Origin of the sequence: Streptomyces sp. NPDC101237 (assembly GCF_044767465.1) — a bacterium.
In the GTDB taxonomy this organism is placed as follows: Bacteria; Actinomycetota; Actinomycetes; order Streptomycetales; family Streptomycetaceae; genus Streptomyces; species Streptomyces gramineus.
Window position 1 is genome coordinate 1 of the sequence record NZ_JBIWNY010000041.1, and the last position, 19,165, is coordinate 19,165.

General features: G+C 73.0%; 23 protein-coding genes and 2 pseudogenes. 14 read left to right on the forward strand and 11 right to left on the reverse strand.

Features of this window, described 5'->3' with window-relative positions; genetic code table 11:
- Both ACIRQ9_RS37380 and ACIRQ9_RS37385 read right to left on the reverse strand, forming a co-directional pair.
- The coding region (locus tag ACIRQ9_RS37380) for a maltotransferase domain-containing protein (RefSeq protein WP_404184271.1) at positions 1 to 612 on the reverse strand (612 nt) is incomplete at its 3' end.
- A 105-nt stretch (positions 613 to 717) separates the two neighbouring features.
- Positions 718 to 1,011, reverse strand: a complete 294-nt coding sequence (locus ACIRQ9_RS37385) for a DUF5133 domain-containing protein (RefSeq protein ID WP_404184274.1) — start codon at positions 1,009 to 1,011, stop codon at positions 718 to 720.
- Positions 1,012 to 1,317: 306 nt separating this feature from the next.
- Here ACIRQ9_RS37385 and ACIRQ9_RS37390 point away from each other — a divergent pair, with 306 nt between their 5' ends.
- Together ACIRQ9_RS37390 and glgX are read left to right on the forward strand one after the other, a co-directional pair.
- Positions 1,318 to 1,821 carry a pep a2 gene (locus tag ACIRQ9_RS37390; RefSeq protein ID WP_404184277.1) on the forward strand — a complete coding sequence of 168 codons (504 nt, stop codon included), beginning with the start codon at positions 1,318 to 1,320 and terminating at the stop codon, positions 1,819 to 1,821.
- Entirely contained in the window at positions 1,818 to 3,962 is a 2,145-nt protein-coding gene (gene glgX, locus ACIRQ9_RS37395; protein ID WP_404184280.1) for a glycogen debranching protein GlgX, read from the forward strand. The genes ACIRQ9_RS37390 and glgX overlap by 4 nt, the downstream gene beginning before the upstream one ends.
- A gap of 12 nt (positions 3,963 to 3,974) precedes the next feature.
- On the opposite strand, the gene ACIRQ9_RS37400 is transcribed toward glgX, so the two are convergent.
- Entirely contained in the window at positions 3,975 to 4,790 is an 816-nt protein-coding gene (locus tag ACIRQ9_RS37400) for a VOC family protein (RefSeq protein WP_404184283.1), read from the reverse strand.
- 125 nt (positions 4,791 to 4,915) lie between these two features.
- On the opposite strand from ACIRQ9_RS37400, the gene ACIRQ9_RS37405 reads away from it, so the two are divergent.
- A complete protein-coding gene (locus ACIRQ9_RS37405) occupies positions 4,916 to 5,230 on the forward strand; it encodes an ANTAR domain-containing protein (RefSeq protein WP_404184286.1) in 315 nt (104 codons plus the stop codon).
- 3 nt (positions 5,231 to 5,233) lie between these two features.
- Here the strand turns inward: ACIRQ9_RS37405 and ACIRQ9_RS37410 are convergent, their stop codons facing one another.
- A complete protein-coding gene (locus tag ACIRQ9_RS37410) occupies positions 5,234 to 6,034 on the reverse strand; it encodes a SigB/SigF/SigG family RNA polymerase sigma factor (RefSeq protein ID WP_404184289.1) in 801 nt (266 codons plus the stop codon).
- Between the two features lie 274 nt (positions 6,035 to 6,308).
- Between ACIRQ9_RS37410 and ACIRQ9_RS37415 the strand changes: the two genes are divergently transcribed.
- The 4 genes from ACIRQ9_RS37415 to ACIRQ9_RS37430 all read left to right on the forward strand — a co-directional run bounded on the left by ACIRQ9_RS37415 (position 6,309) and on the right by ACIRQ9_RS37430 (position 9,124).
- Positions 6,309 to 6,764, forward strand: coding sequence for a MarR family winged helix-turn-helix transcriptional regulator (locus tag ACIRQ9_RS37415; RefSeq protein WP_404184292.1), 456 nt, complete (start codon positions 6,309 to 6,311; stop codon positions 6,762 to 6,764).
- A complete protein-coding gene (locus ACIRQ9_RS37420) occupies positions 6,761 to 7,588 on the forward strand; it encodes an ABC transporter ATP-binding protein (protein ID WP_404184295.1) in 828 nt (275 codons plus the stop codon). The genes ACIRQ9_RS37415 and ACIRQ9_RS37420 overlap by 4 nt, the downstream gene beginning before the upstream one ends.
- Positions 7,548 to 8,402 (forward strand): ABC transporter permease, encoded by an 855-nt coding sequence (locus ACIRQ9_RS37425; protein ID WP_351329112.1) that lies wholly within the window; start codon positions 7,548 to 7,550, stop codon positions 8,400 to 8,402. Before ACIRQ9_RS37420 ends, ACIRQ9_RS37425 begins: the two co-directional genes overlap by 41 nt.
- Positions 8,403 to 8,596: 194 nt before the next feature.
- The gene (locus ACIRQ9_RS37430) at positions 8,597 to 9,124 is read left to right on the forward strand and encodes a hypothetical protein (RefSeq protein ID WP_404184298.1); all 528 of its coding nucleotides are present in this window, start codon (positions 8,597 to 8,599) and stop codon (positions 9,122 to 9,124) included.
- A 32-nt stretch (positions 9,125 to 9,156) separates the two neighbouring features.
- On the opposite strand, the gene hemC is transcribed toward ACIRQ9_RS37430, so the two are convergent.
- The 3 genes from hemC to ACIRQ9_RS37445 all read right to left on the reverse strand — a co-directional run bounded on the left by hemC (position 9,157) and on the right by ACIRQ9_RS37445 (position 11,830).
- Positions 9,157 to 10,092 carry a hydroxymethylbilane synthase gene (gene hemC, locus ACIRQ9_RS37435; RefSeq protein WP_404184301.1) on the reverse strand — a complete coding sequence of 312 codons (936 nt, stop codon included), beginning with the start codon at positions 10,090 to 10,092 and terminating at the stop codon, positions 9,157 to 9,159.
- A gap of 215 nt (positions 10,093 to 10,307) precedes the next feature.
- On the reverse strand, positions 10,308 to 10,700 hold the full coding sequence (locus ACIRQ9_RS37440; RefSeq protein WP_404184304.1) for a hypothetical protein: 393 nt from the start codon (positions 10,698 to 10,700) through the stop codon (positions 10,308 to 10,310).
- Between the two features lie 170 nt (positions 10,701 to 10,870).
- Positions 10,871 to 11,830: an ATP-dependent DNA ligase gene (locus tag ACIRQ9_RS37445; protein ID WP_404184409.1), complete on the reverse strand. Its 960-nt coding sequence runs from the start codon at positions 11,828 to 11,830 to the stop codon at positions 10,871 to 10,873.
- Positions 11,831 to 12,140: 310 nt separating this feature from the next.
- Between ACIRQ9_RS37445 and ACIRQ9_RS37450 the strand changes: the two genes are divergently transcribed.
- Positions 12,141 to 12,356, forward strand: coding sequence for a hypothetical protein (locus tag ACIRQ9_RS37450; RefSeq protein ID WP_404184307.1), 216 nt, complete (start codon positions 12,141 to 12,143; stop codon positions 12,354 to 12,356).
- A gap of 246 nt (positions 12,357 to 12,602) precedes the next feature.
- Positions 12,603 to 13,259 (forward strand): TetR family transcriptional regulator, encoded by a 657-nt coding sequence (locus ACIRQ9_RS37455; RefSeq protein WP_351937220.1) that lies wholly within the window; start codon positions 12,603 to 12,605, stop codon positions 13,257 to 13,259.
- Between the two features lie 218 nt (positions 13,260 to 13,477).
- Here ACIRQ9_RS37455 and ACIRQ9_RS37460 read toward each other — a convergent pair whose 3' ends face one another.
- Positions 13,478 to 14,371 (reverse strand): EamA family transporter, encoded by an 894-nt coding sequence (locus ACIRQ9_RS37460; protein ID WP_404184310.1) that lies wholly within the window; start codon positions 14,369 to 14,371, stop codon positions 13,478 to 13,480.
- A gap of 68 nt (positions 14,372 to 14,439) precedes the next feature.
- Here ACIRQ9_RS37460 and ACIRQ9_RS37465 point away from each other — a divergent pair, with 68 nt between their 5' ends.
- Together ACIRQ9_RS37465 and ACIRQ9_RS37470 are read left to right on the forward strand one after the other, a co-directional pair.
- Positions 14,440 to 15,297, forward strand: coding sequence for a LysR family transcriptional regulator (locus tag ACIRQ9_RS37465; protein WP_404184313.1), 858 nt, complete (start codon positions 14,440 to 14,442; stop codon positions 15,295 to 15,297).
- Positions 15,298 to 15,389: 92 nt separating this feature from the next.
- Positions 15,390 to 15,821: pseudogene (locus ACIRQ9_RS37470) on the forward strand (4-carboxy-4-hydroxy-2-oxoadipate aldolase/oxaloacetate decarboxylase); the annotation flags it as partial.
- On the opposite strand, the gene ACIRQ9_RS37475 reads toward ACIRQ9_RS37470, so the two are convergent.
- From ACIRQ9_RS37475 to ACIRQ9_RS37485, 3 genes are all read right to left on the reverse strand, one after another.
- Positions 15,753 to 16,520 (reverse strand): DUF2690 domain-containing protein, encoded by a 768-nt coding sequence (locus ACIRQ9_RS37475; protein WP_404184316.1) that lies wholly within the window; start codon positions 16,518 to 16,520, stop codon positions 15,753 to 15,755. The pseudogene ACIRQ9_RS37470 and the gene ACIRQ9_RS37475 sit on opposite strands and share 69 nt — an antisense overlap.
- Before the next feature lie 194 nt (positions 16,521 to 16,714).
- On the reverse strand, positions 16,715 to 17,122 hold the full coding sequence (locus ACIRQ9_RS37480; protein WP_404184318.1) for an SH3 domain-containing protein: 408 nt from the start codon (positions 17,120 to 17,122) through the stop codon (positions 16,715 to 16,717).
- A gap of 307 nt (positions 17,123 to 17,429) precedes the next feature.
- Entirely contained in the window at positions 17,430 to 17,717 is a 288-nt protein-coding gene (locus ACIRQ9_RS37485; RefSeq protein ID WP_404184321.1) for a putative quinol monooxygenase, read from the reverse strand.
- 94 nt (positions 17,718 to 17,811) lie between these two features.
- Here ACIRQ9_RS37485 and ACIRQ9_RS37490 point away from each other — a divergent pair.
- From ACIRQ9_RS37490 to ACIRQ9_RS37500, 3 genes and pseudogenes are all read left to right on the forward strand, one after another.
- A pseudogene (locus ACIRQ9_RS37490) lies at positions 17,812 to 18,178 on the forward strand (MarR family transcriptional regulator); the annotation flags it as partial.
- Positions 18,179 to 18,264: 86 nt separating this feature from the next.
- A complete protein-coding gene (locus tag ACIRQ9_RS37495; RefSeq protein WP_404184324.1) occupies positions 18,265 to 18,654 on the forward strand; it encodes a hypothetical protein in 390 nt (129 codons plus the stop codon).
- Positions 18,655 to 19,122 (forward strand): peroxiredoxin, encoded by a 468-nt coding sequence (locus ACIRQ9_RS37500; protein ID WP_404184327.1) that lies wholly within the window; start codon positions 18,655 to 18,657, stop codon positions 19,120 to 19,122.
- Positions 19,123 to 19,165: the final 43 nt, after the last annotated feature.

Consider the following 19,165-nt stretch of genomic DNA (forward strand, 5'->3'; position numbering starts at 1 on the left):
GTACCACGACCCGTACAGCGCCCGCTCCCGCTCGACCAGCAACGGCAACGGCTCCGAACAGGTCACCAACTCCCGCAACGGATACCGCGCCAGGATCTCGTCGACCTCCGGAGCCAGCGCGCTCGCCAGCCGCTCGTGCAGCGGCAGTCCGTCGTCGCCCAGGGCGTGCGCCGCCGCCTCGACCCGCTCGCGCTCGGGGCCCGCGGGCATCCGGGCCGCCGCGCGCGCGTAGAGCGAGGCGCCCTCCTCCAGGACCAGACCGGTGTCGATGCCCGCCGGGATCTTCACCCGCGCGTGCCGGCGCCAGGTGGTGAGCGGGGCGCTCCAGGCCTCCACGTGATACGTCCAGCGTCCGGTCGCGTCCGGCGTGACCTCGGCGCCCCACCGGTCGGTGCCGGGGACCAGCTCCCGCATCGGCGCCCAGGGACCGGGCCGCCCCGCGGGGTCGCACAGCACCACGTTGGCGCCGACGGCGTCATGACCCTCACGGAAGACGGTGGCGGTGACCTGGAAGGTCTCGCCGGGGACCGCCTTGGCCGGACGCCCGCCGCCGTCCACGGCCGGTTGTACGTCACGCACCGGAATTCGGCCGATGACCTCTGTCGCCTTCATGGGTCTCACCTCCGTCGTGCTCGGAGCCGGGCCAGGGGCCCGGCTCCGCGGTCCGTAGTGCGCGGGAGGACGACTCGTCCTCCCGCCGGGGGGTCCGCCTGCGGATCACTGCCGCGCGGAACTGCGGTCCGACGGAGGAGCCCGCCGGACCGTGCCGCTCAGCTGTGCCCGGCCGCCCTGATCCCGCAGGTAGGTGACCAGGCTGGTGCGCAGATAGCGCTCGGCCGCGTCCACCGCCTCCCGGGCGCAGCGCTTGCCCATCAGCACACACAGCGTGTAGCCCGAGTCCTCGAAGGTGGACCGCACCTCGCGGTCCTGCGGCGAGGCGAGCATGACGCGCTCCCACGCCCGGTAGCGCCGCAGCTGCCGGGCCACCTCGGCCTTCGCGGGTAGCAGCATGGCTGTGTCTTTCCTTCCGACGCTCTCGAATGGGCACGTGTCCCCGACGATCGGGGAGCGTCCGGGCACGGAAGGGCACGGAGCCGTTACGGCGAATCGAGGCTTTCACTCATGGTGCACGGATGACGACGGAGCGTCTTGTTGGAACTTCAACAACCTCATGCGTCTCTCAGGTTGCACGAATGGCGTAGTGACCGCAGTGTGGGAGGTGACTCAGAAGCGATGAGTGCTCACGCTACGCGTCCGGAACGGATTTCCGGACGGGTGAGGGGAGCGGGAGCCGCGCCGGGTGAGGAGCCAGCGACAATGAAGACCGCAGTGCCCTGCTACTACCACCTCGACGTGGAGGTCAGCCCGGAACGGGTGGGACAGGTCAGCCGCATTCTGGCCGCCCATCTTCGCTACTGGGATCTCGACAACCTCGTGGACCCCGTCTGCCGCGGTGCCGAACTGCTGCTGACCGCCATCGACCAGCACGCGACGGACAAACACACGTCCATCGAGATGTGGTGGAACGGGCAGCACCTCATCACCGCCATCGGCGACGACGACCGCGATCTGCGCCCCGACCAGGACCTGCGCTCGTGCCTGGCGCACCTGGCCGCCACCAGCGACGGTTGGGGGTGTTGCGCCCCGGAGACCGGCAGCAAGATCATCTGGTTCTCGCAGCGCGCCCGGTCCGGTGAGCGCGTCCCGCTGGTCAAGACCGCGCCGTCGCCGAGCCTGCGCCGGACGCTCCGGGTGCCGCGCGCCGTCCCCGTCGCCCAGTTGGCCGCAGTCGCCCCGGGCGTCCTGGAGGGCGCCCGGTGACGGCTCGGAAGTCCCGGAAGGGGGTGCCCGTGTGGAGCGGGCACCCCTATCCGTTGGGCGCCTCCTTCGACGGCCAGGGCACCAACTTCGCTCTGTTCAGCGAGGTCGCGGAGAAGGTCGAACTGGTCCTCGTCGACGACGCCGGGAAGGGGCGGCCGGTGCCCCTGACCGAGGTCGACGGCTTCGTCTGGCACGCCTACCTGCCCGGCGTCGGACCGGGGCAGCGCTACGGGTACCGGGTGACCGGCCCCTGGGATCCGGAGGTCGGACACCGCTGCAATCCGGCGAAGCTGCTCCTGGACCCCTACGCCCGGGCGGTCGACGGTCAGATCGACAACCACGCGTCGCTGTACGAGCGCACACCGGGCGGGCCCTCCCCGGCCGACAGCGCCGGCCACTCGATGCTCGGCGTGGTCACCGACCCCTACTTCGACTGGGGCGACGACCGGCCGCCGCGGCGGTCCTACTCCGACTCGGTCATCTACGAGGCCCATGTCGCGGGCCTGACCCGCACCCACCCCGACGTGCCCGAACGGCTCCGGGGCAGTTACGCCGGTCTCGCGCATCCCGCGGTCGTCGAGCACCTGACCTCGCTCGGCGTCACGGCGGTCGAGCTGATGCCGGTCCACCAGTTCGTGCAGGACGGCGTGCTGCAGGACCGGGGCCTGTCCAACTACTGGGGCTACAACACCATCGGCTACTTCGCCCCGCACAACGCCTACGCGGCCCTCGGCAGCCGGGGCCAGCAGGTCAACGAGTTCAAGGAGATGGTCAAGGCGCTGCACGCGGCCGGCCTCGAAGTGATCCTCGACGTGGTCTACAACCACACCGCCGAGGGCAACGAGATGGGCCCCACGCTGTCCTTCCGCGGCATCGACAACGCCTCCTACTACCGGCTGGTCGACGGCGACTGGTCGCACTACTACGACACCACCGGCACCGGCAACAGCCTGCTGATGCGCCATCCCTACGTGCTCCAGCTGATCATGGACTCGCTGCGGTACTGGGTGACCGAGATGCACGTCGACGGCTTCCGCTTCGACCTCGCGGCCACACTGGCCCGGCAGTTCCACGAGGTGGACCGGCTCTCCGCGTTCTTCGACCTGATCCAGCAGGACCCGGTGATCAGCAGGGTGAAGCTCATCGCCGAACCCTGGGACGTGGGCGAGGGCGGCTACCAGGTCGGCAACTTCCCGCCGCTGTGGTCGGAGTGGAACGGCAAGTACCGGGACGCCGTACGGGACTTCTGGCGGGCCGAGCCCGGTTCGCTCGGCGAGTTCGCCTCCCGGCTCACCGGCTCCTCCGACCTGTACCAGCACCGGGGGCGCCGGCCGCGCGCGAGCGTCAACTTCGTCACCGCGCACGACGGTTTCACCCTGCGCGACCTGGTGTCGTACAACGACAAGCACAACGAGGCCAACGGCGAGGACAACCAGGACGGCGAGAGCCACAACCGGTCCTGGAACTGCGGCGCCGAGGGCGACACCGAGGACCCGGCCGTCCTGGACCTCCGGGGCCGCCAGCAGCGCAACTTCCTGGCCACCCTGCTGCTGTCCCAGGGCATCCCGATGCTCAGCCACGGCGACGAACTCGGCCGCACCCAGGGCGGCAACAACAACGCCTACTGCCAGGACAACGAGGTCTCCTGGACCGACTGGGAGCTGACCGAGGAGCAGTGCACGCTCAACGACTTCACCCGGTACGTCATCGCACTGCGCGCCGCCCACCCGGTGCTGCGCCGCCGCCGCTTCTTCCGCGGTGAGACCGCCGTGCACCGCGGACAGCCGCTGCCCGACCTGGTCTGGCTGCTGCCCGACGCCCGCGAGATGACCGACCGGGACTGGCAGCGCCCCGACGCGCACTCGGTCGGTGTCTTCCTCAACGGCGACGCCATCGCCGAGCGCGACCCCCAGGGGCGGCGGCTGGTCGACGACTCGTTCCTGCTGCTCCTCAACAGCTTCTGGGAACCGGTCGACTTCCGGCTGCCGGACGACTCCTACGGCGAGCGCTGGACGGCTCTCATCGACACCGCCGAGCCCGACGGCATCCCCGACGAACGCGAGCACAAGGCGGGGACGAGGCTGCGCGCCGAGGCCCGCAGCCTGGTCCTGCTGTCCCGGCCCTCCCGCGCCAAGGGCTGAGGGCCGGGGCGGTCAGGGCAGCAGCGGGCGTACGGTCACGGTGAACTGCGCGCCGTCCGGGTCGCGCAGCACGGCCTCGGTGTCCTTCTCCTGAAGGACACTGCCGCCGTGCTTCTCGGCCGCCCGCGCGCACTCGCCGACGTCGCCGACCGCGAAGTGCACCTGCCAGTGCGGCCGCACCGTCGGGTCCGGGGCCGCCTCCACCGCTCCGGAGTCGATCCGGGCCACGGCGTCGCCGCGGCTGCGCAGCACGACCTCGCCGCCCACGTACTCCACCTCGCAGCAGCCCTGCCGATCCGAGGCCCAGCCCAGCACCTCGCCGTAGAAGATCGCCGAGTCGAAGGCGTCGCGGGTGTGCAGGCGGATGTACGTGGGTGCGGCCTGCCGCCAGATCTCCCAGTTGGAGACCAGCTGGCCCTCCCAGATGCCGAAGATCGCGCCGTCCCGGTCCGCGAGCAGCGCCGCGCGGCCGGGCGGGAAGGACAGCGGCCCCACGGCCGGCGTGCCGCCGCGCTCACGGGCCCGGGCCACCGCCTCGTCCGCGTTCTGGACCGCGAAGTACGGCGTCCACGCCACCGCCATCTGCCACATCGCGGCGACCGCGGCGATGCCCGCGACCGGCACCCCGTTCGCCAGGGCGATCCGGAAGTGGTCGCCGAGGCGGACGCTGCGCCACCGCCAGCCCAGCACGGCGCTGTAGAAGTCCTCGGTCGTCCGCAGGTCACGGCTGGTCAGGCTCACCCAGCACGGGGCGCCGAAGACCGAGTCCGTCGAGATGACCTCTCGCTGCCTCTTCGCGGGTCCGTGGGCAGGCGTGTCGTTGTTCATGGCACTCGTCCTGGGGTCGGGGCCGGCGGGGAGCCGGTCTGACACCAGTCTCCGGCCGGAAGCGGCGGGGGTGCTTGACGAGTACCCCGGTGGCACTACGCCAGACGAGTGGTGACGATGGTGGGATGAGCGAGAGCGAGGCGGACTCGGTCCTCCACCTCCAGGAGGAGATCGATCAGCTCAAGGAGGCGGTTGCCTCCCATGCCGTCGTGGACCAGGCGATCGGCATGGTGGTGGCGCTCGGCCGGGTCACCCCGGACCAGGGCTGGGAGGTCCTCAAGGAGGTCTCCCAGCACACCAACATCAAGCTCCGCAGCGTCGCGGAGCTGATCCTCGTCTGGGGGCGCACGGGGGACATGCCGGCGGGGATCCGCGCCGAACTGGAGGACGCCCTCGACCGGTACGGGCCGACGCAGATCCCCGGTGCGCCGTCCGAGTGAGGCTCAGCCCGTCTCGGCCAGCAGTTCCTCGCGCAGCCGCTCGAAACAGGCGGTGAGCAGACGGGACACGTGCATCTGCGAGACGCCCAGCTGCTCGGCGATCCGGCTCTGTGTCATGCCACGGAAGAACCGCAGGTAGAGGATGAGCCGGTCGCGCTCGGGAAGGTCCTGGAGGCAGGGCAGGGCGGCGGCGCGGTCGACGACCAGGTCGTAGCCGGGGTCGGGTCCGCCCAGGGTGTCGCCGAGCGCGTAGCCGTCGGCGCCGGCCACCTCGGCGTCCAGGGACAGTGCGGAGAAGCAGTCCAGCGCCTCCATCCCGGTGCGCACCTCGCTCTCGGTGAGCCGGGTCCGCTCGGCGATCTCGGCGACGGAGGGCGCCTCGCCCGGGAAGGTCTGTTCCAGCTCCTTGAGGGCGGACCGGACCCGGTTGCGCAGCTCCTGGACCCGGCGGGGCACGTGCAGCGTCCACATGTGGTCACGGAAGTGGCGTTTGATCTCGCCGGTGATCGTCGGCACGGCGTACGCCTCGAAGGCCCGTCCGCGCGCGGGGTCGTAGTGGTCCACGGCCTTGACCAGCCCGAGCGCGGCGACCTGGCACAGGTCCTCGACGGCCTCGCCGCGGCCGCGGAAGCGGACGGCGATCCGCTCGGCCATGGGCAGCCAGAGCTCGACCAGTTCGTCCCGCAGGGCCCGGCGCTCGGGACCCTCGGCCAGTTGGGCCAGCCGGACGAAGTCGGCCGCCGTGTCGGGGGCGTCGTCGTGCGGATGGGACCTGGTGGTGGTGATGGTGGTGGTGGCACGCATGGCGCGCACCTCCTTGGCGGGTGCTGTCTGGACGGACACCGTGGGAGATACGCGCTCGGACCCCGGGAGAACACGGGAGCACCGGATGCATGCGGTTCCCACGCACGTGCCTCCGGTCCGAAGCACTGAAGACCGGATGCCCTGAACGGAACAATACGAAACAATTCACTCAAAAAGGTGAGATTGGTCTCATTCGCGGACCAGGCGTCCGGCCGGTCCCCCTTGACCGTTCCTTGGGTGGGATTACCTCTGTAGCAGAGGTAATCTTCCCGGTGTGAAATCGGAAACCTTCCCCGAGGAGCTGGCCGACGCCCTCGTCGGGATCCAGCGGCTGATCCGCCGCCGGCTCCGCCGCGGGCTGGAGCGGCCCCGGCTGCGCGGCGCCGAGGTGGAACTGCTGCGCCTGGTCGAGTCACGGCCCGGCATCGGCATCTCGGAGGCCGCCAAGGAGCTGTACCTGGCGGGCAACTCGGTGTCGACCCTGGTCAACCAGCTGGTCAAGGAAGGGTTCCTGCTCCGGGAGACCGATCCCGCCGACCGGCGGGCCGCCCGGCTGCTGCTGACCGGGGCCGCCGAGAAGCGGCTCGCCGACTGGCAGCGGCGCCGCGCGGACCTCGTCGTCAGCAGCGTCTCCCGGCTCGACCAGGCCGACCGGGCGGCGCTGGAGGCGGCGCTTCCGGCACTGCGCAAGCTGGCCGTCACCCTGCACGAGGAGGCCGAGGAATCATGACCCCGGACACCACCGCAGTCGCCTGCACGGGACTCTCCTACACCTTCGGGGAGACCAGGGCAGTGGACGGGCTCGACCTGACCGTCGGGGAGGGCGAGGTCTTCGGACTGCTCGGCCCCAACGGCGCAGGCAAGACCACCGCCATCCGCTGCATCACCACCCTGCTGCCGGTCCCCGCCGGGATGGTGCGCGTCTTCGGCCACGACACCGGCCGCGAGCGGATGGCCGTGCGCAGACTGCTCGGCTACGTCCCCCAGCAGTTGTCCGCCGACAGCGGCCTCACCGGCCGTGAGAACGTCGCCCTGTTCGCCCGGGTCTTCGACGTCTCCCGGCGCGAGCGCGCCGAACGGGTGGCGCAGGCGCTGGAGGCCGTCGACCTATCCGACGCCGCCGACCGGCTCGCCAGCACCTACTCCGGCGGCATGGTCCGCCGCCTCGAACTGGCCCAGGCCCTGGTCAGCGCCCCCAGGCTGCTGATCCTGGACGAGCCGACCATCGGCCTCGACCCGATCGCCCGCACCGGCGTCTGGGACCAGATCAACGCCGTACGCGCGGCCACCGGCATGACCGTGCTGGTCACCACCCACTACATGGACGAGGCCGACCAGCACTGCGGCCGGGTCGGCCTCATGCACCGGGGCCGGATCCGGGCCCTCGGCACCCCCGACCAGCTCAGGCACGGCCTCGCCGAACGCCAGGGCAGCGACACCCTGCCCACCCTCGAAGACGTCTTCCGCGACGTGGCCGGCAGCGGCCTCGACGACCAGTCAGGAGGTTTCCGCGATGTCCGAAGCACCCGCCGCACCGCGAAGCGTGTCGGTTGAGCGAACGGCCGCGGCCTCCCTGCTGCTGACACCGCCCCAGCCGCGCTCCGGCTGGCGGCTGCTGCCCGCCCGGGTCGTCGCCATGTGCGCCGTCGAACTGCAAAAGCTCCGCCACGACCGCACCGAGCTCTACACCCGGGCGATACAGCCCGCCCTGTGGCTGCTGATCTTCGGGCAGACCTTCACCAGGATCAAGGCGATACCCACCGGCGGCATCCCCTACATCGACTACCTGGCGCCCGGCATCATCGCCCAGTCGGCGATGTTCATCGCGATCTTCTACGGCATCCAGATCATCTGGGAGCGCGACGCCGGCATCCTCAACAAGCTCCTCGTCACCCCCACCCCGCGCTCGGCCCTCATCACCGGCAAGGCCTTCGCGGCCGGCGTGAAGTCCCTGATCCAGGCGGTCGTGGTGATCGTCATCGCCGCGATCCTCGGGGTCTCGCTCACCTGGAACCCGCTGAAACTGCTCGGGGTCGGGCTCGCCGTCGTCCTCGCCTCCGCGTTCTTCTCCTGCCTGTCGATGAGCATCGCCGGCATCGTCCTGAGCCGCGACCGGCTGATGGGCATCGGACAGGCGATCACCATGCCGCTGTTCTTCGGCTCCAACGCGCTCTACCCGGTGGCGATCATGCCGGGCTGGCTCCAGGTCGTGAGCAAGATCAACCCGCTGAGCTACCAGGTCGACGCGTTGCGCGGACTGCTGCTCGGCACGCCCTCGCATCTCGGCCTGGACTTCGCCGTACTGGCGGTGGCCGCCGCCCTGGGCATCACCGCCGCCTCCTCGCTGCTGGGCCGCCTGGCCCGCTGATCTTGCCGCGGACCGCACGCCGACGTGATGTGCGGCACGCGCCCTGGACCCGCCCCGCAGCCCCGGGGCGGGATATCCGCTGCGCAACGCTTGATCAGCGATCAAAGCGGGTGAATCCCCTGGCCACAGCGCATTCCGCCCATTTGACAGTGCGCTCGGCACACAGATAAACAGCGGGGGTCGAGAGGGGCGCTGTGTACGAGCCGAACGTGGTCGGGGACTGGCACGAGTACGACGACCATGACGGTCTGCGGGTCCGTGTCCACCGCCTGGAGGCGGCCGAGCCGCCGCGCGGCCGCGACGACGCCGCCGCCGGGCTGACGTACTTCAGTGTCCGGGTGACCGTCGAGAACCGCGGATCACGTCACTTCGGCGTGCAGCTGGAGGACGGCCAGATCGACGTGCGGGTGGGCCCCGACGGGGAGGGCGCGGTCATCGACTGGCGCAGCTCCCAGTTCATCGAGGGCTTCGACGTCTACCCGCTGCGCCGCGCCACCGCCGTGCTCTACGCCGCCGGCCCCGAGGCCGCGCTCACCCAGGTGGACATCCAGGTCCAGCTGCGCGTCGACGAGGACTGGACCGACCGGCGGCTGTGGGCCGGCGGCATCGGCGTGCTGGAGTCGACCGCCGCCACGGCGTGCCAGAGCACCGCGACGGGCGGTCTGGCCCACCAGGTGAGCGCCTTCCTCAGGGACCAGACCGAGCCGGGCAGCCCCGCCTAGGACCGCTCCGGCGGAGCGTCCCCCGGCCGGTGTCAGTGCGGGATGCCGTCGATGATCTCCCGGGCGCCCTGGCGCAGGAGGGCCACCGCCACCGAGGTGCCGAGTGTGGCCGGGTCGAGGCGTCCCGCCCACTCGTGCGCGTTCAGCCGGGTCTTGCCGTCCGGAGTGAACACACAGGCGCGCAGCGACAGTTCACCGCCGCCGTCGACGCGCGCAAACCCGGCGATGGGGCTGTTGCAGTGCCCCTGGAGGACGTGCAGGAACATCCGCTCGGCGGTGGCCTCCCGGTAGGTGTCCCGGTCGCCGAGCCCGCTCACGAGGTCGATCAGCTCGGTGTCGCCCTCCCGGCACTGCAGCGCGAGGATGCCCGCGCCGATCGGCGGCATCATCGTCTCCGGGTCGAGGACCTCGGTGATCACGTCCGTACGGCCGATCCGTTCCAGGCCCGACACCGCGAGCAGCAGGGCGTCGGCCTCGCCGGCGGCGAGCTTCTCCAGGCGGCGGTTGGCGTTGCCGCGGAACGGCACACACTCCAGATGCGGATGGGTGGCGGCCAGCTGGGCGATCCGGCGCACCGCGGAGGTGCCGATCCGGGTGCCGGGCGGCAGTTCGTCCAGGGTCAGGCCGCCCGGGTGGACGAGGGCGTCACGGACGTCGTCGCGCTTGAGGAACGCCGCGAACACCGTGCCCGCGGGCAGCGGCCGGTCCGCGGGCACGTCCTTCACGCAGTGCACGGCCAGATCGGCCTCGCCCGCCAGCAGCGCCGCGTCCACCTCCTTGGTGAACGCGCCCTTGCCCTCCACCAGGGACAGGTCGCCCAGCCACTTGTCACCGGTCGTCTTCACCGGCACGACCTCGGTGCGCACCCGCGGATGGAGGACGGCCAACTCGGCCCGGACCCGGGCCACCTGAGCGAGCGCCATCGGAGAGTCGCGGGAGACGATTCGGATCAACTCTGGCACAGACATGGGGACACGATAGACCTCCGGGTCCGCCGGGGATTCCGACACCATGTCGGTGGCGAGGGCCGGCGGCGCGGGCCGCCGGCGGCCGGTGGACACGGCGGCGCGGGCCGCCGGCGGCCGGTGGACACGGCGTCGCGGGCGGGCGGCGCGCGGCCCGGCGCACTCGACGGTGGCGGTGACGGCGTGTTCCGGCGTGGCGCCCGGAGGCCGTCCCCGCGTCACGCGGGTCCGGACGGCGCCGGGGCGGGCTCGGCCGGGACCCGGGGAAGGACGTCGCGCCGGACCGGGCCGAGGACGGTACGGGCCGCGAGCGCGACGAAGGCCGGCGTGGCGACGGCCGGGAGCAGGTACGTCAGGGGCCGCTGTCCGTGGACCTGCTCGGCGGCGAGCCAGTGCACGCCGTCGGTGAAGGCCGCCGTGTACGAGAAGGCGAACGCCCAGTGGCCCCGTCCGAAGGGCACGCGCGGGTAGGTGCCCGCCAGGCCGATCCGCACGAGGACCATCAGGACCGCGTCCCCGGCGAGCAGTTCGGCGACGAGGTAGAGCCGGCCGCCGTTGATCGCGAACCAGGCGTTCCCCGCGACCACCGGCGGGGCGACCTCGATGGCCATGGCCGGCAGCAGCGTGGTGGGCAGCGCCGGCCGGGTGAACAGCCGCGGCAGCAGGATCGAGCCGAGGACGAACCGGCAGATCCCGGGACCCGGGCCGCAACGGACTGGTTCCCATCCGACTACCGGGGGCCGGGGGCCGGGGCACGCAACCGGGTGACACGGCGCGGCGGTCAGTCGGGGCCGGGCGGCAGGTCCGCCGCCGAGTCCTCCGGCGCCAGATCGGGACGCAGCCGCAGCCAGGACGGCTGGCGCAGCAGCCCGGACCGGGTCCGCGTGCTGTAGCCGACCTCGCCGACCAGCCGGGGTGTCACCCAGTGGGCGCCCGGGACCGCCGGGACCGGGTCGAAGGGGCACACGTCGGTGGCTGCGGCCCGCAGCAGCGCGGCCAGGTCGGTCCGCTCCGCCTCGCTCCAGCCGGTGCCCACCCCGCCGACGTACCGCAGCCGCCCGTCGGCGGACCGCTGGCCGACGAGTACGGCGCCGGGCAGCCCGGTCAGCCGTCCCTTGCCGGGCAGCCAGCCACCGACGATCACGTCCTCCGCCCGGATGTTCCGGATCTTGATCCAGGCACGGGAGCGCGTCCCCGGCTCGTAGGGCGAGTCCAGCCGTTTGCAGACCAGGCCTTCGAGACCGTGTTCCCGGGTCGCCCGCAGCGCCTGGGCGCCGTGCCCGACGAGGGCGCCGGGCGTCGACCAGTGCGGTCCGTCCAGACCGAGTTCCTCCAGCCGGGTCCGCCGCTGCGCGTAGGGCACCCGCAGCAGGGGGCGGCCCGCCAGGTGCGGCACGTCGAACAGCACCAGGTGGACCGGAACACGGGCCGCCATCCGGGCGGCGCGGGCCGGTGCGTGGGCCAGGCCCATCCGGCTCTGCAGCAACTGGAAGTCGGCGCGCCCGTGTTCGTCGAGGGCCAGCACCTCGCCGTCCAGGACCGCCGGGACCCGGCCCAGCACCGCGCCCAGCGGGGAGAGTTCGGGATACGCGGCCGTGATCTCCTCGCCGGACCGGGCACGCACCAGCACGGTGCCGTCGCCGGGCAGGTAGACGACCGCGCGCTGGCCGTCCTGCTTGGTCTCGTACGCCCACCGGTCGTCCTGCGCGGCGGGCGGCAGCCTGCCGGCCGTGGCGAGCATGGGCGGGATCAGGGGCAGGGCGGTGGTCACTGCACAAGATGTGAACCGCGTACGGCCGCGGCACGCGTCCCGCGTCACGGGTTCCCCCGAACGGCCTCCGGAAGGCCCGCCGGGAGCCGGTGGAGGTCGGACCGGCCGGGGGAGCGGAGGCCCTGTGACGGGCGCACGGTGTCGCTGACGGTGTCCGCGGGTGGGCCGGGCCCCGTGCGGACACCGTCCGGGCCGGCCAGTGGACCGGCTCGGCCGCCTCCTCGGCCGGGGCCACGGCGGGCGGCGCGTCCGCGGGACGGCGGCCGGGCAGGAAGCCCCGATGACGCAGGAGACCAGGACCAGCTGCCAGACCTCGGACATCAGGACGATGTTCAGCCCGTGGCCCGCCGCCACGATCACCGCGCCCGTCATCAGGGTGGTCTTCGGGCCCAGAGGCCGGGTGATGGCGGCCGACATCGGGGCGAAGGCCATCATGACCAGACCCTGCGGGGCCATCACCAGGCCGACGGTCATCATCGGCCGGCCGAGGCCGTAGCCGGTCCGGGTGGGCGGCTGGAGCAGCTGGGGCAGTGGCAGGACGCTGAGCGGCGCGGGACGGCGCGCATCGGCACGACCGTTGGTGAGTCAGTCGCTTGACTTGCTTTACCGGCCGGGGCGGAGGTGTCGCGCCGCCGCCGCGTAGGCTTTCCCGGCTGGACCTCGCCGCCCCGGGCGAGGCCCCGGTACGGCTCGCGGGACCGGCCGCACCGGGAGAGTGCGCGGTCCCGGAGCGGTGGTGGGCATGGCGGGCAGGGCGGCGCGGGCGGACCAGGCCAGCGCGACACGGGAGGCCATCCTCGACACGGCGGAACGGCTCTTCGCCGAACAGGGCGTGTACGCCGTCTCCAACCGTCAGGTCAGCGAGGCCGCGGGCCAGGGCAACAACGCAGCCGTCGGATATCACTTCGGCACCAAGGCCGACCTGGTCCGGGCGATCGCCGCCCGGCACTTCGAGCGGATCGAGGAGATCAGGGTCCGGCTGCTGGCCGCCGCCGGCGACACCGACGACGTCCGCGACCGGGTCGACTGCCTGGTCCGCCCGATCACCGAACACCTCGCGAGCCTGGGCAGCCCGACCTGGTACGCCCGCTTCTGCGCCCAGGTGGCGACCGATCCGGCGCTCTACGAGATCATGGTCGAGGAGTCTCTCGCCTCGCCCTCGCTGCGCGAGGCCGTCGCTGGGCTCGTCCGGTGCCTGCCGGAACTGCCCGCCGACGTCCGTGCCGAACGCGGCCAGATGGCGCGGACGTTGATCCTGCACACCTGCGCCGAGCGCGAGCGCGCGCTCGCCGAGGGCACCGACACGCCTCGCGCCACCTGGAGCGACGCGGCCACCGGACTCACCGACGCGCTCCTCGGCCTGTGGCTGGCACCCGTGACCGCCACGCGCCGAAGCTGACGGACCCTCAGCCCTGGCGCCGGCCGAAGAACCGTGCCTGGTCCGGGGCCGGTCGGCAGGCGACAGTCGTGCGACCTTCGTGAACGGAACCCGCAGGGAGCGGAGTTGCCCCGACCGCTCGTGAGGCTCCGCCGGTCGGGACGGCTCCCGGGCGCCTCGACGGCCGGTGTGCGGCGGAGCCGTCCGCCGGTACGGTCCCGCGCCGCCGGGGCCGCGCCTCAGCGGGGCCGTGTCGCGAGGGCGGCCGCGTTCGCCGCCACCACCGCCCCGATCCCCGCCCACCCCGGAACCCCCAGGCTCTGCCCCAGCACCACCCGGCCGACCAAGGCCGCCAGCACCGGATTGACGCTCATGAACAGGCCGAAGGCCTGGGCCGGAACCCTGCGCAGGGTCAGCAGGTCGACGAGGTACGGCACCGCCGACGACAGGACGCCGGCCGCCACCGCGCACAGCACGGCTCCCGCGGTCGGCGGATGCCGCAGCGCCACCACCACCCCGGCCGGCAGGAACGTCAGCGCCGACACGGACGCGGCCACCGCCGGACCCTGCACGCCCGGTATCCGCCGCCCCACCACACCGTTGAGCAGGATGTACGACGCCCAGCAGGCCGCGGCGACCAGGCCCAGGGCCATTCCCGGGTAGTCCGTCGAAGGCCTCGGACGCATCAGCACCACCACCCCGGTCGCCGCCAGCGCCGCGCACCCCGCGTCCAGCCGGCGGCGGGACGCCGCGAGCGCGACGGTGAGCGGGCCCAGGAACTCCAGGGTCACCGCCAGACCGAGGCCGATCCGGTCGATCGCGGAGTACAGGGTCAGGTTCATCGTGCCGAAGACCACCGCCAGCAGCAGCACCGGCCACCACTGCCGCCGGGTGAAGGCCCACGGCCGGGGCCGGCCGACGGCCACCAGGACGACCGCGGCCACGTACTGCCGTACCGCCACCACGCCGAGCGGGCCGAGGACCGGGAAGGCCAGGGCGCCGATCGCCGCACCCGTCTGGTTGGACAGGCCGCTGCCGGCCATGGCCGCCACACCGGCCAGCCGCCCCGGTACGGGGTTGGCGGCTGCGGGGGAGGCGGTGGAAGCGGTCGGGCGGTCCAGGACTCGTCGCATGACAGCAGGGTCGGCCGGGCGGGACGATACGCAAAATGCATGCGCCCCGGCATCTATACGCTGGACGTATGGATCAGGTCGAGCTGCGGCAGCTGCGCTGTCTGGTGGCCATCGTCGACGAGGGCACCTTCACCGACGCGGCGATCGCCCTCGGGGTGTCCCAGGCGGCCGTGTCCCGGACCCTGGCGGGACTGGAACAGGCCCTGGGCGTACGGCTCCTGAGGCGGACCTCGCGCGAGGTGACGCCGACGGCGACCGGGCTGCGGGTGGTGGCGCGGGCCCGCCGGGTGCTCGCGGACGTCGCCGGCCTGGTCCAGGAGGCGGGTTCGGGGCACACCCGGCTGCGGATCGGCTACGCCTGGTCCGCGGTGGGCCGGCACAGCGTCGCCTTCCAGCGGAACTGGACGGCCGGACACCCCGGGACCGATCTGCACCTCGTCCGGGTGAACACGGCCTCCGCCGGGCTCGCGGAGGGGACCTGCGACCTGGCCGTCGTACGGCGGCCGCTCGACGACCGGCGGTTCGAGGCGGCGATCGTGGGGCTGGAGCGGCGGCTGTGCGCGCTGGCCGCCGACGACCCGCTGGCCCGCCGCAGGTCCGTGCGGCTCGCCGACCTCACCGGCCGGACCGTCCTGACCGACCGGCGCACCGGCACCACCACCCCCGAGCTGTGGCCCGAGTCGTGCCGTCCGGCTGTCGAGGAGACGCACTCCGTGGACGACTGGCTCACCGAGATCGCCGCCGGACGCGGGATCGGCGTGACCGCGGAGTCGACCGCCCACCAGTACCCGCGGCCCGGCATCGTCTACCGGCCGGTGCGGGACGCCGAACCCGTCGCCGTCCGGCTCGCCTGGTGGCGGGAGGATCCGCATCCGGCCCGGCAGGCCGTCCTCGAACTGCTCGGCGAGCTGTACCGCACCGGCTGAGCGCTCGCACCGGACGGTGTCCGGCGACAACGCGGACGAAATCGTTGACCATTCTGTCCGGCTGGATTGCCGTTCGACAGGCACTCACTCAGGTCACCACCACCTCGCCCTGCCCGGACGGGCTCTCCGGCGAGCTGTTCGCCACCGCCCTGGCACGGCGCGGAGTGCGCGGGGCCGTCCTGAACACCGGGATCCGCGACATCCGGGAGCTGCGGGACATGGGCTTCGCCGCCTGGTCCCGCGCGGTCTGGACGCAGGGAACCGTCAAGGCCACCGGCGGCTCGGTCAACGTGCCGATCGCGATCGACGGCCAGGTGATCGAGCCGGGCGACGTGACACTCGCCGCCGACGACGGCGCCGTGGTCGTCCCCCGCGAGCGGACGCGCGAGACGGCCGGGAGGTCGGCGGCCCGCGACGCCAAGGAGGCTGCCACCCGCGCCGGTCCGGCGCCGCGCTCACTCCTCGGGTTCCTCCGGTTCGGCCTCCAGCCCGGTGCACGCCAGCTTTCCCTCGACGTCCGCGCACGCCTCCACTCCGCGGGGCGTCGCGACCGCCAGCATCGGGCTGGTGTAACCGATGGAGTCGGCGGCCGGATAGCTCGCGGAGAGCACGTCCTGTCCGGCCCGCACCGAGACCTCACGGGCCTGCGAGGCGTGCATCCGCACCTCCGACCACGCGGTGCCGCAGGCGGGGGAGTAGCGCAGCCGGACGTCGTACGCGGTGCCGGTGACCCTGCTCTTGGTCTGCGCGTCGCGGGCGCAGGCCGAGGTGTCCGGCAACTCTCCCTGGCAGGACCGCCCGTGGCAGCGTGGCGCTCCCGACACCGGCTGCGCGCCCTGGCCGGCGCGCCGGTCGGACACGCTGAACGCCGCCGCGGTGACCCCGGCCACGGCCAGCAGCGCGACCGCGGTCAGCGGCAGCCGCCACCACCGCCTCGGTCGCGGTGCCTGCGGCGCGGGCGGGGCGGCCGCCGGTTCCCCGGTGGTCTCGCACAGCGCCAGGACGGCCGCCGGGTCGACGCCCGCGAGCCGGGCCAGGGCCTCAACGGCCGGACGGGGCGGCGGTTTGGCGCCGCTCAGGTAGCGGTGCCAGGCGGATTTGCTGTACGGAGTCCGGGCCGCCAGTGCCGCGAGGCTCAGCCCCGTACGCTCCTTCAGTTCACGCAGGTCGGCCGTCGGCGACTCGTGGGATGGGGTGGTGGTCGCTCCTTCGGAGTGCCGCATGGTGCATGCCTCAACTTCATTACGCTATGGGCGTTTCGCCCCTGTTGCCGGAATGGCTTCCCCTGGGTACCGGGGTCGCAATCGCCGCTGTGGTGTGAAGAGAGCGCGTCAGGGGGTGCGTGCCGAAGGCCTGTTCGGGAACCGCGTTCCCGAACAGGCCTTCGGCGGTCAGACAGTGGGGCGGGCCGGAACCATCAGCACCACGGGACGGCGTGGCCGACCCGGACGTAGTGGCCCGAGACGTAGCCCTTGCGGTGCGGGAGCCGGTACCAGGTGTGGTTGCCGTGCACCGCGCCGCCGTACGTCTTGCAGGCCACCGGGACGAGCCGGTTGCTGTGCCGGTGGCCGACCACGCGGTAGCGGATGCTCGGGCCGGACCGGACGTTGAGCCGGTGGTGACGCGTGGTCACCCGCCCGACGGTGCGGTAGGCGCGGTGGCCCTGCGTCGCGGGGGCGGACAGGACGATGGAGGAGTGGTTCTGGGCGATTCCCTGCGGTGCGGGGATCGTGGCGGCGCTCGCGGTGGCGGCCCCGGCCATGGGCAGGAACGCGAACACCGCGACCGTGGCCAGCAGGCCGCTCTTCAGGATCCGACGGGACATGGAAACCTCCGTGCTGTCGTGCTCGTGACCACGAACCGTGATCACGATGGGGAGGATTGCCGTGGCCGCGACCCGTCATGTCGTCCCCGCGTTCCCCGGGACGCGTGGGACGTTCCCGGGGACGTCGGCGCGCCCCGTCCGGTCGTCGGCGCGGAGGCGCCCGGCCGCGCGTCCCGTCTCCTGGAAGGTCCGCGGGGCGTGTCCCGACGCATGCACGCACGGGATCCGCAGCGCGTGTGCCCGGTGGTGCGGAACGGGTGGGGGACGGGAGACGGGGCCTGGGGGGTGCCGATCCGCTCCGGCCGGGCTAGATCACCTCGCCGCAGGTGATGGTGCGCTCCGTCAGCAGCGGGAGCACCGTGCCCACGATCACCTCGGCGAAGTGGGCCGAGGCCTTGTGCGCCTCGAACCCCTCCCGGTCGGCATAGCGCTCGTACAGCAGGAAGCCGCCGGGCTCGCCCTCCACGGCATGGACCTCGTACATCAGGTTCGCGGGCTCCGTGCGAGTGGCTTCCCGCGCCTTCAGCAGTGCGGTGCGCACCCTCGGCGCGTTCTCGGGGGCGCAGCGGTAGTGGGCGACGACCGTGTATGCCATGCGGTTCCTCCGGCGGGCGGGTCCGGTGTGCGGATTCCAGCATGGATCACGTGACCGCCCGACCGCCTGCCGCGCGGTCCACACCCGGTCTCCGCGCCAGGTCGCCGACTCCGAACCGCCGCGTCCCGGTGAGCCGGCCCGGCGGCTCGGCGTCGAGGCGTCCCACGTGACGCGCACGGTCCAGCAGCTCCGGAGGTCGGGCCGTGTCACCCGGGGCCCCGACCCGGCCGACCGCCGCGCCCGGCGGATCGAGCTGACCGGCGCCGGACGCGAGGCCGTAAACCGGATCGGGGAGGCCGTCGCGCGCGGGGCAACGGGCCCTCGACGGGTGGCAGCCCGCGGAGCCGCGCACGCCGGCCACGCCGTTCCTCCGCATGGTCGACGACTTCCTGGCCGGCACGGGCGACGACGAGCAGGACCGGGACCCCGGCGAAGCGGTGCCCTCCGCCCGCACCTCGTGAGGAGACCGCGCCCACCCCGGCCCCGCCGCGGAGCCGGTTCGTACCACCCGGTAATGTGCGGCGCCAGGTCTTCCCGAGGAGGCGGCGTGGCCCGATCCCGACGTTCACCCCTGCTGCTGGCTGGGCTGCTGGCCACCGCCGGAGTGGCACACTTCGCGGTGCCGAAGTCCTTCGACGCCACCATCCCCGCAGCACTCCCCGGCCCGCCCCGGGCCTGGACGTACGGCAGCGGAGCGGTGGAGCTGGCACTCGCGGCCGGCATCGCGCTGCCGCGCACCCGCGGGACGGCGGCCCGGGCGGCCGCCGCGTTCTTCGTCGGCGTGTTCCCCGCCAACGTGCAGATGGCCGTCGACTGGCGGCATCGGCCCGAGCCGCTGAGGACCGCGGCGCTGGCCCGCCTGCCGCTCCAGATCCCCCTGGTGCTGTGGGCCCGCGGAGTCGCACGCCAGGTCACACACACCCAGGAGGGCCGCTAGATGGCGGGAATCATCGAGGTCGGAAGCACGGTCGAGGACTTCGCGCTGGCGGACGAGACCGGTACGACGCGGACCCTGACGGAACTGCTCGCGGACGGGCCGGTGGTCCTCTTCTTCTACCCGGCCGCGCTCTCGCCCGGCTGCACCACCGAGGCCTGCCACTTCCGCGACCTCGCGGCCGAGTTCGCGGCCGCAGGCGGGCGGCCGGTCGGGATCAGCGGGGACAGCGTCGAACGGCAGCAGGAGTTCGCCGGCAGGCACACGCTCGGCATGCCCCTGCTCTCCGACCCCGACGGCACGGTCCGTGAGCGGTTCGGCGTCAAGCGCGGGATCGCCCTGGCCCCCACCAAGCGGGCCACCTTCGTCATCGGCCGGGACCGCACCGTGCTGGAGGTGGTCCGCAGCGAGCTGCGGATGAACACGCACGCCGACCGGGCGCTCGCCGCCCTGCGCGCCCACCAGGGCTGAGACGGGCCGCCCCCGCGCTTGATGCGCTGGGGCACAGGACCCA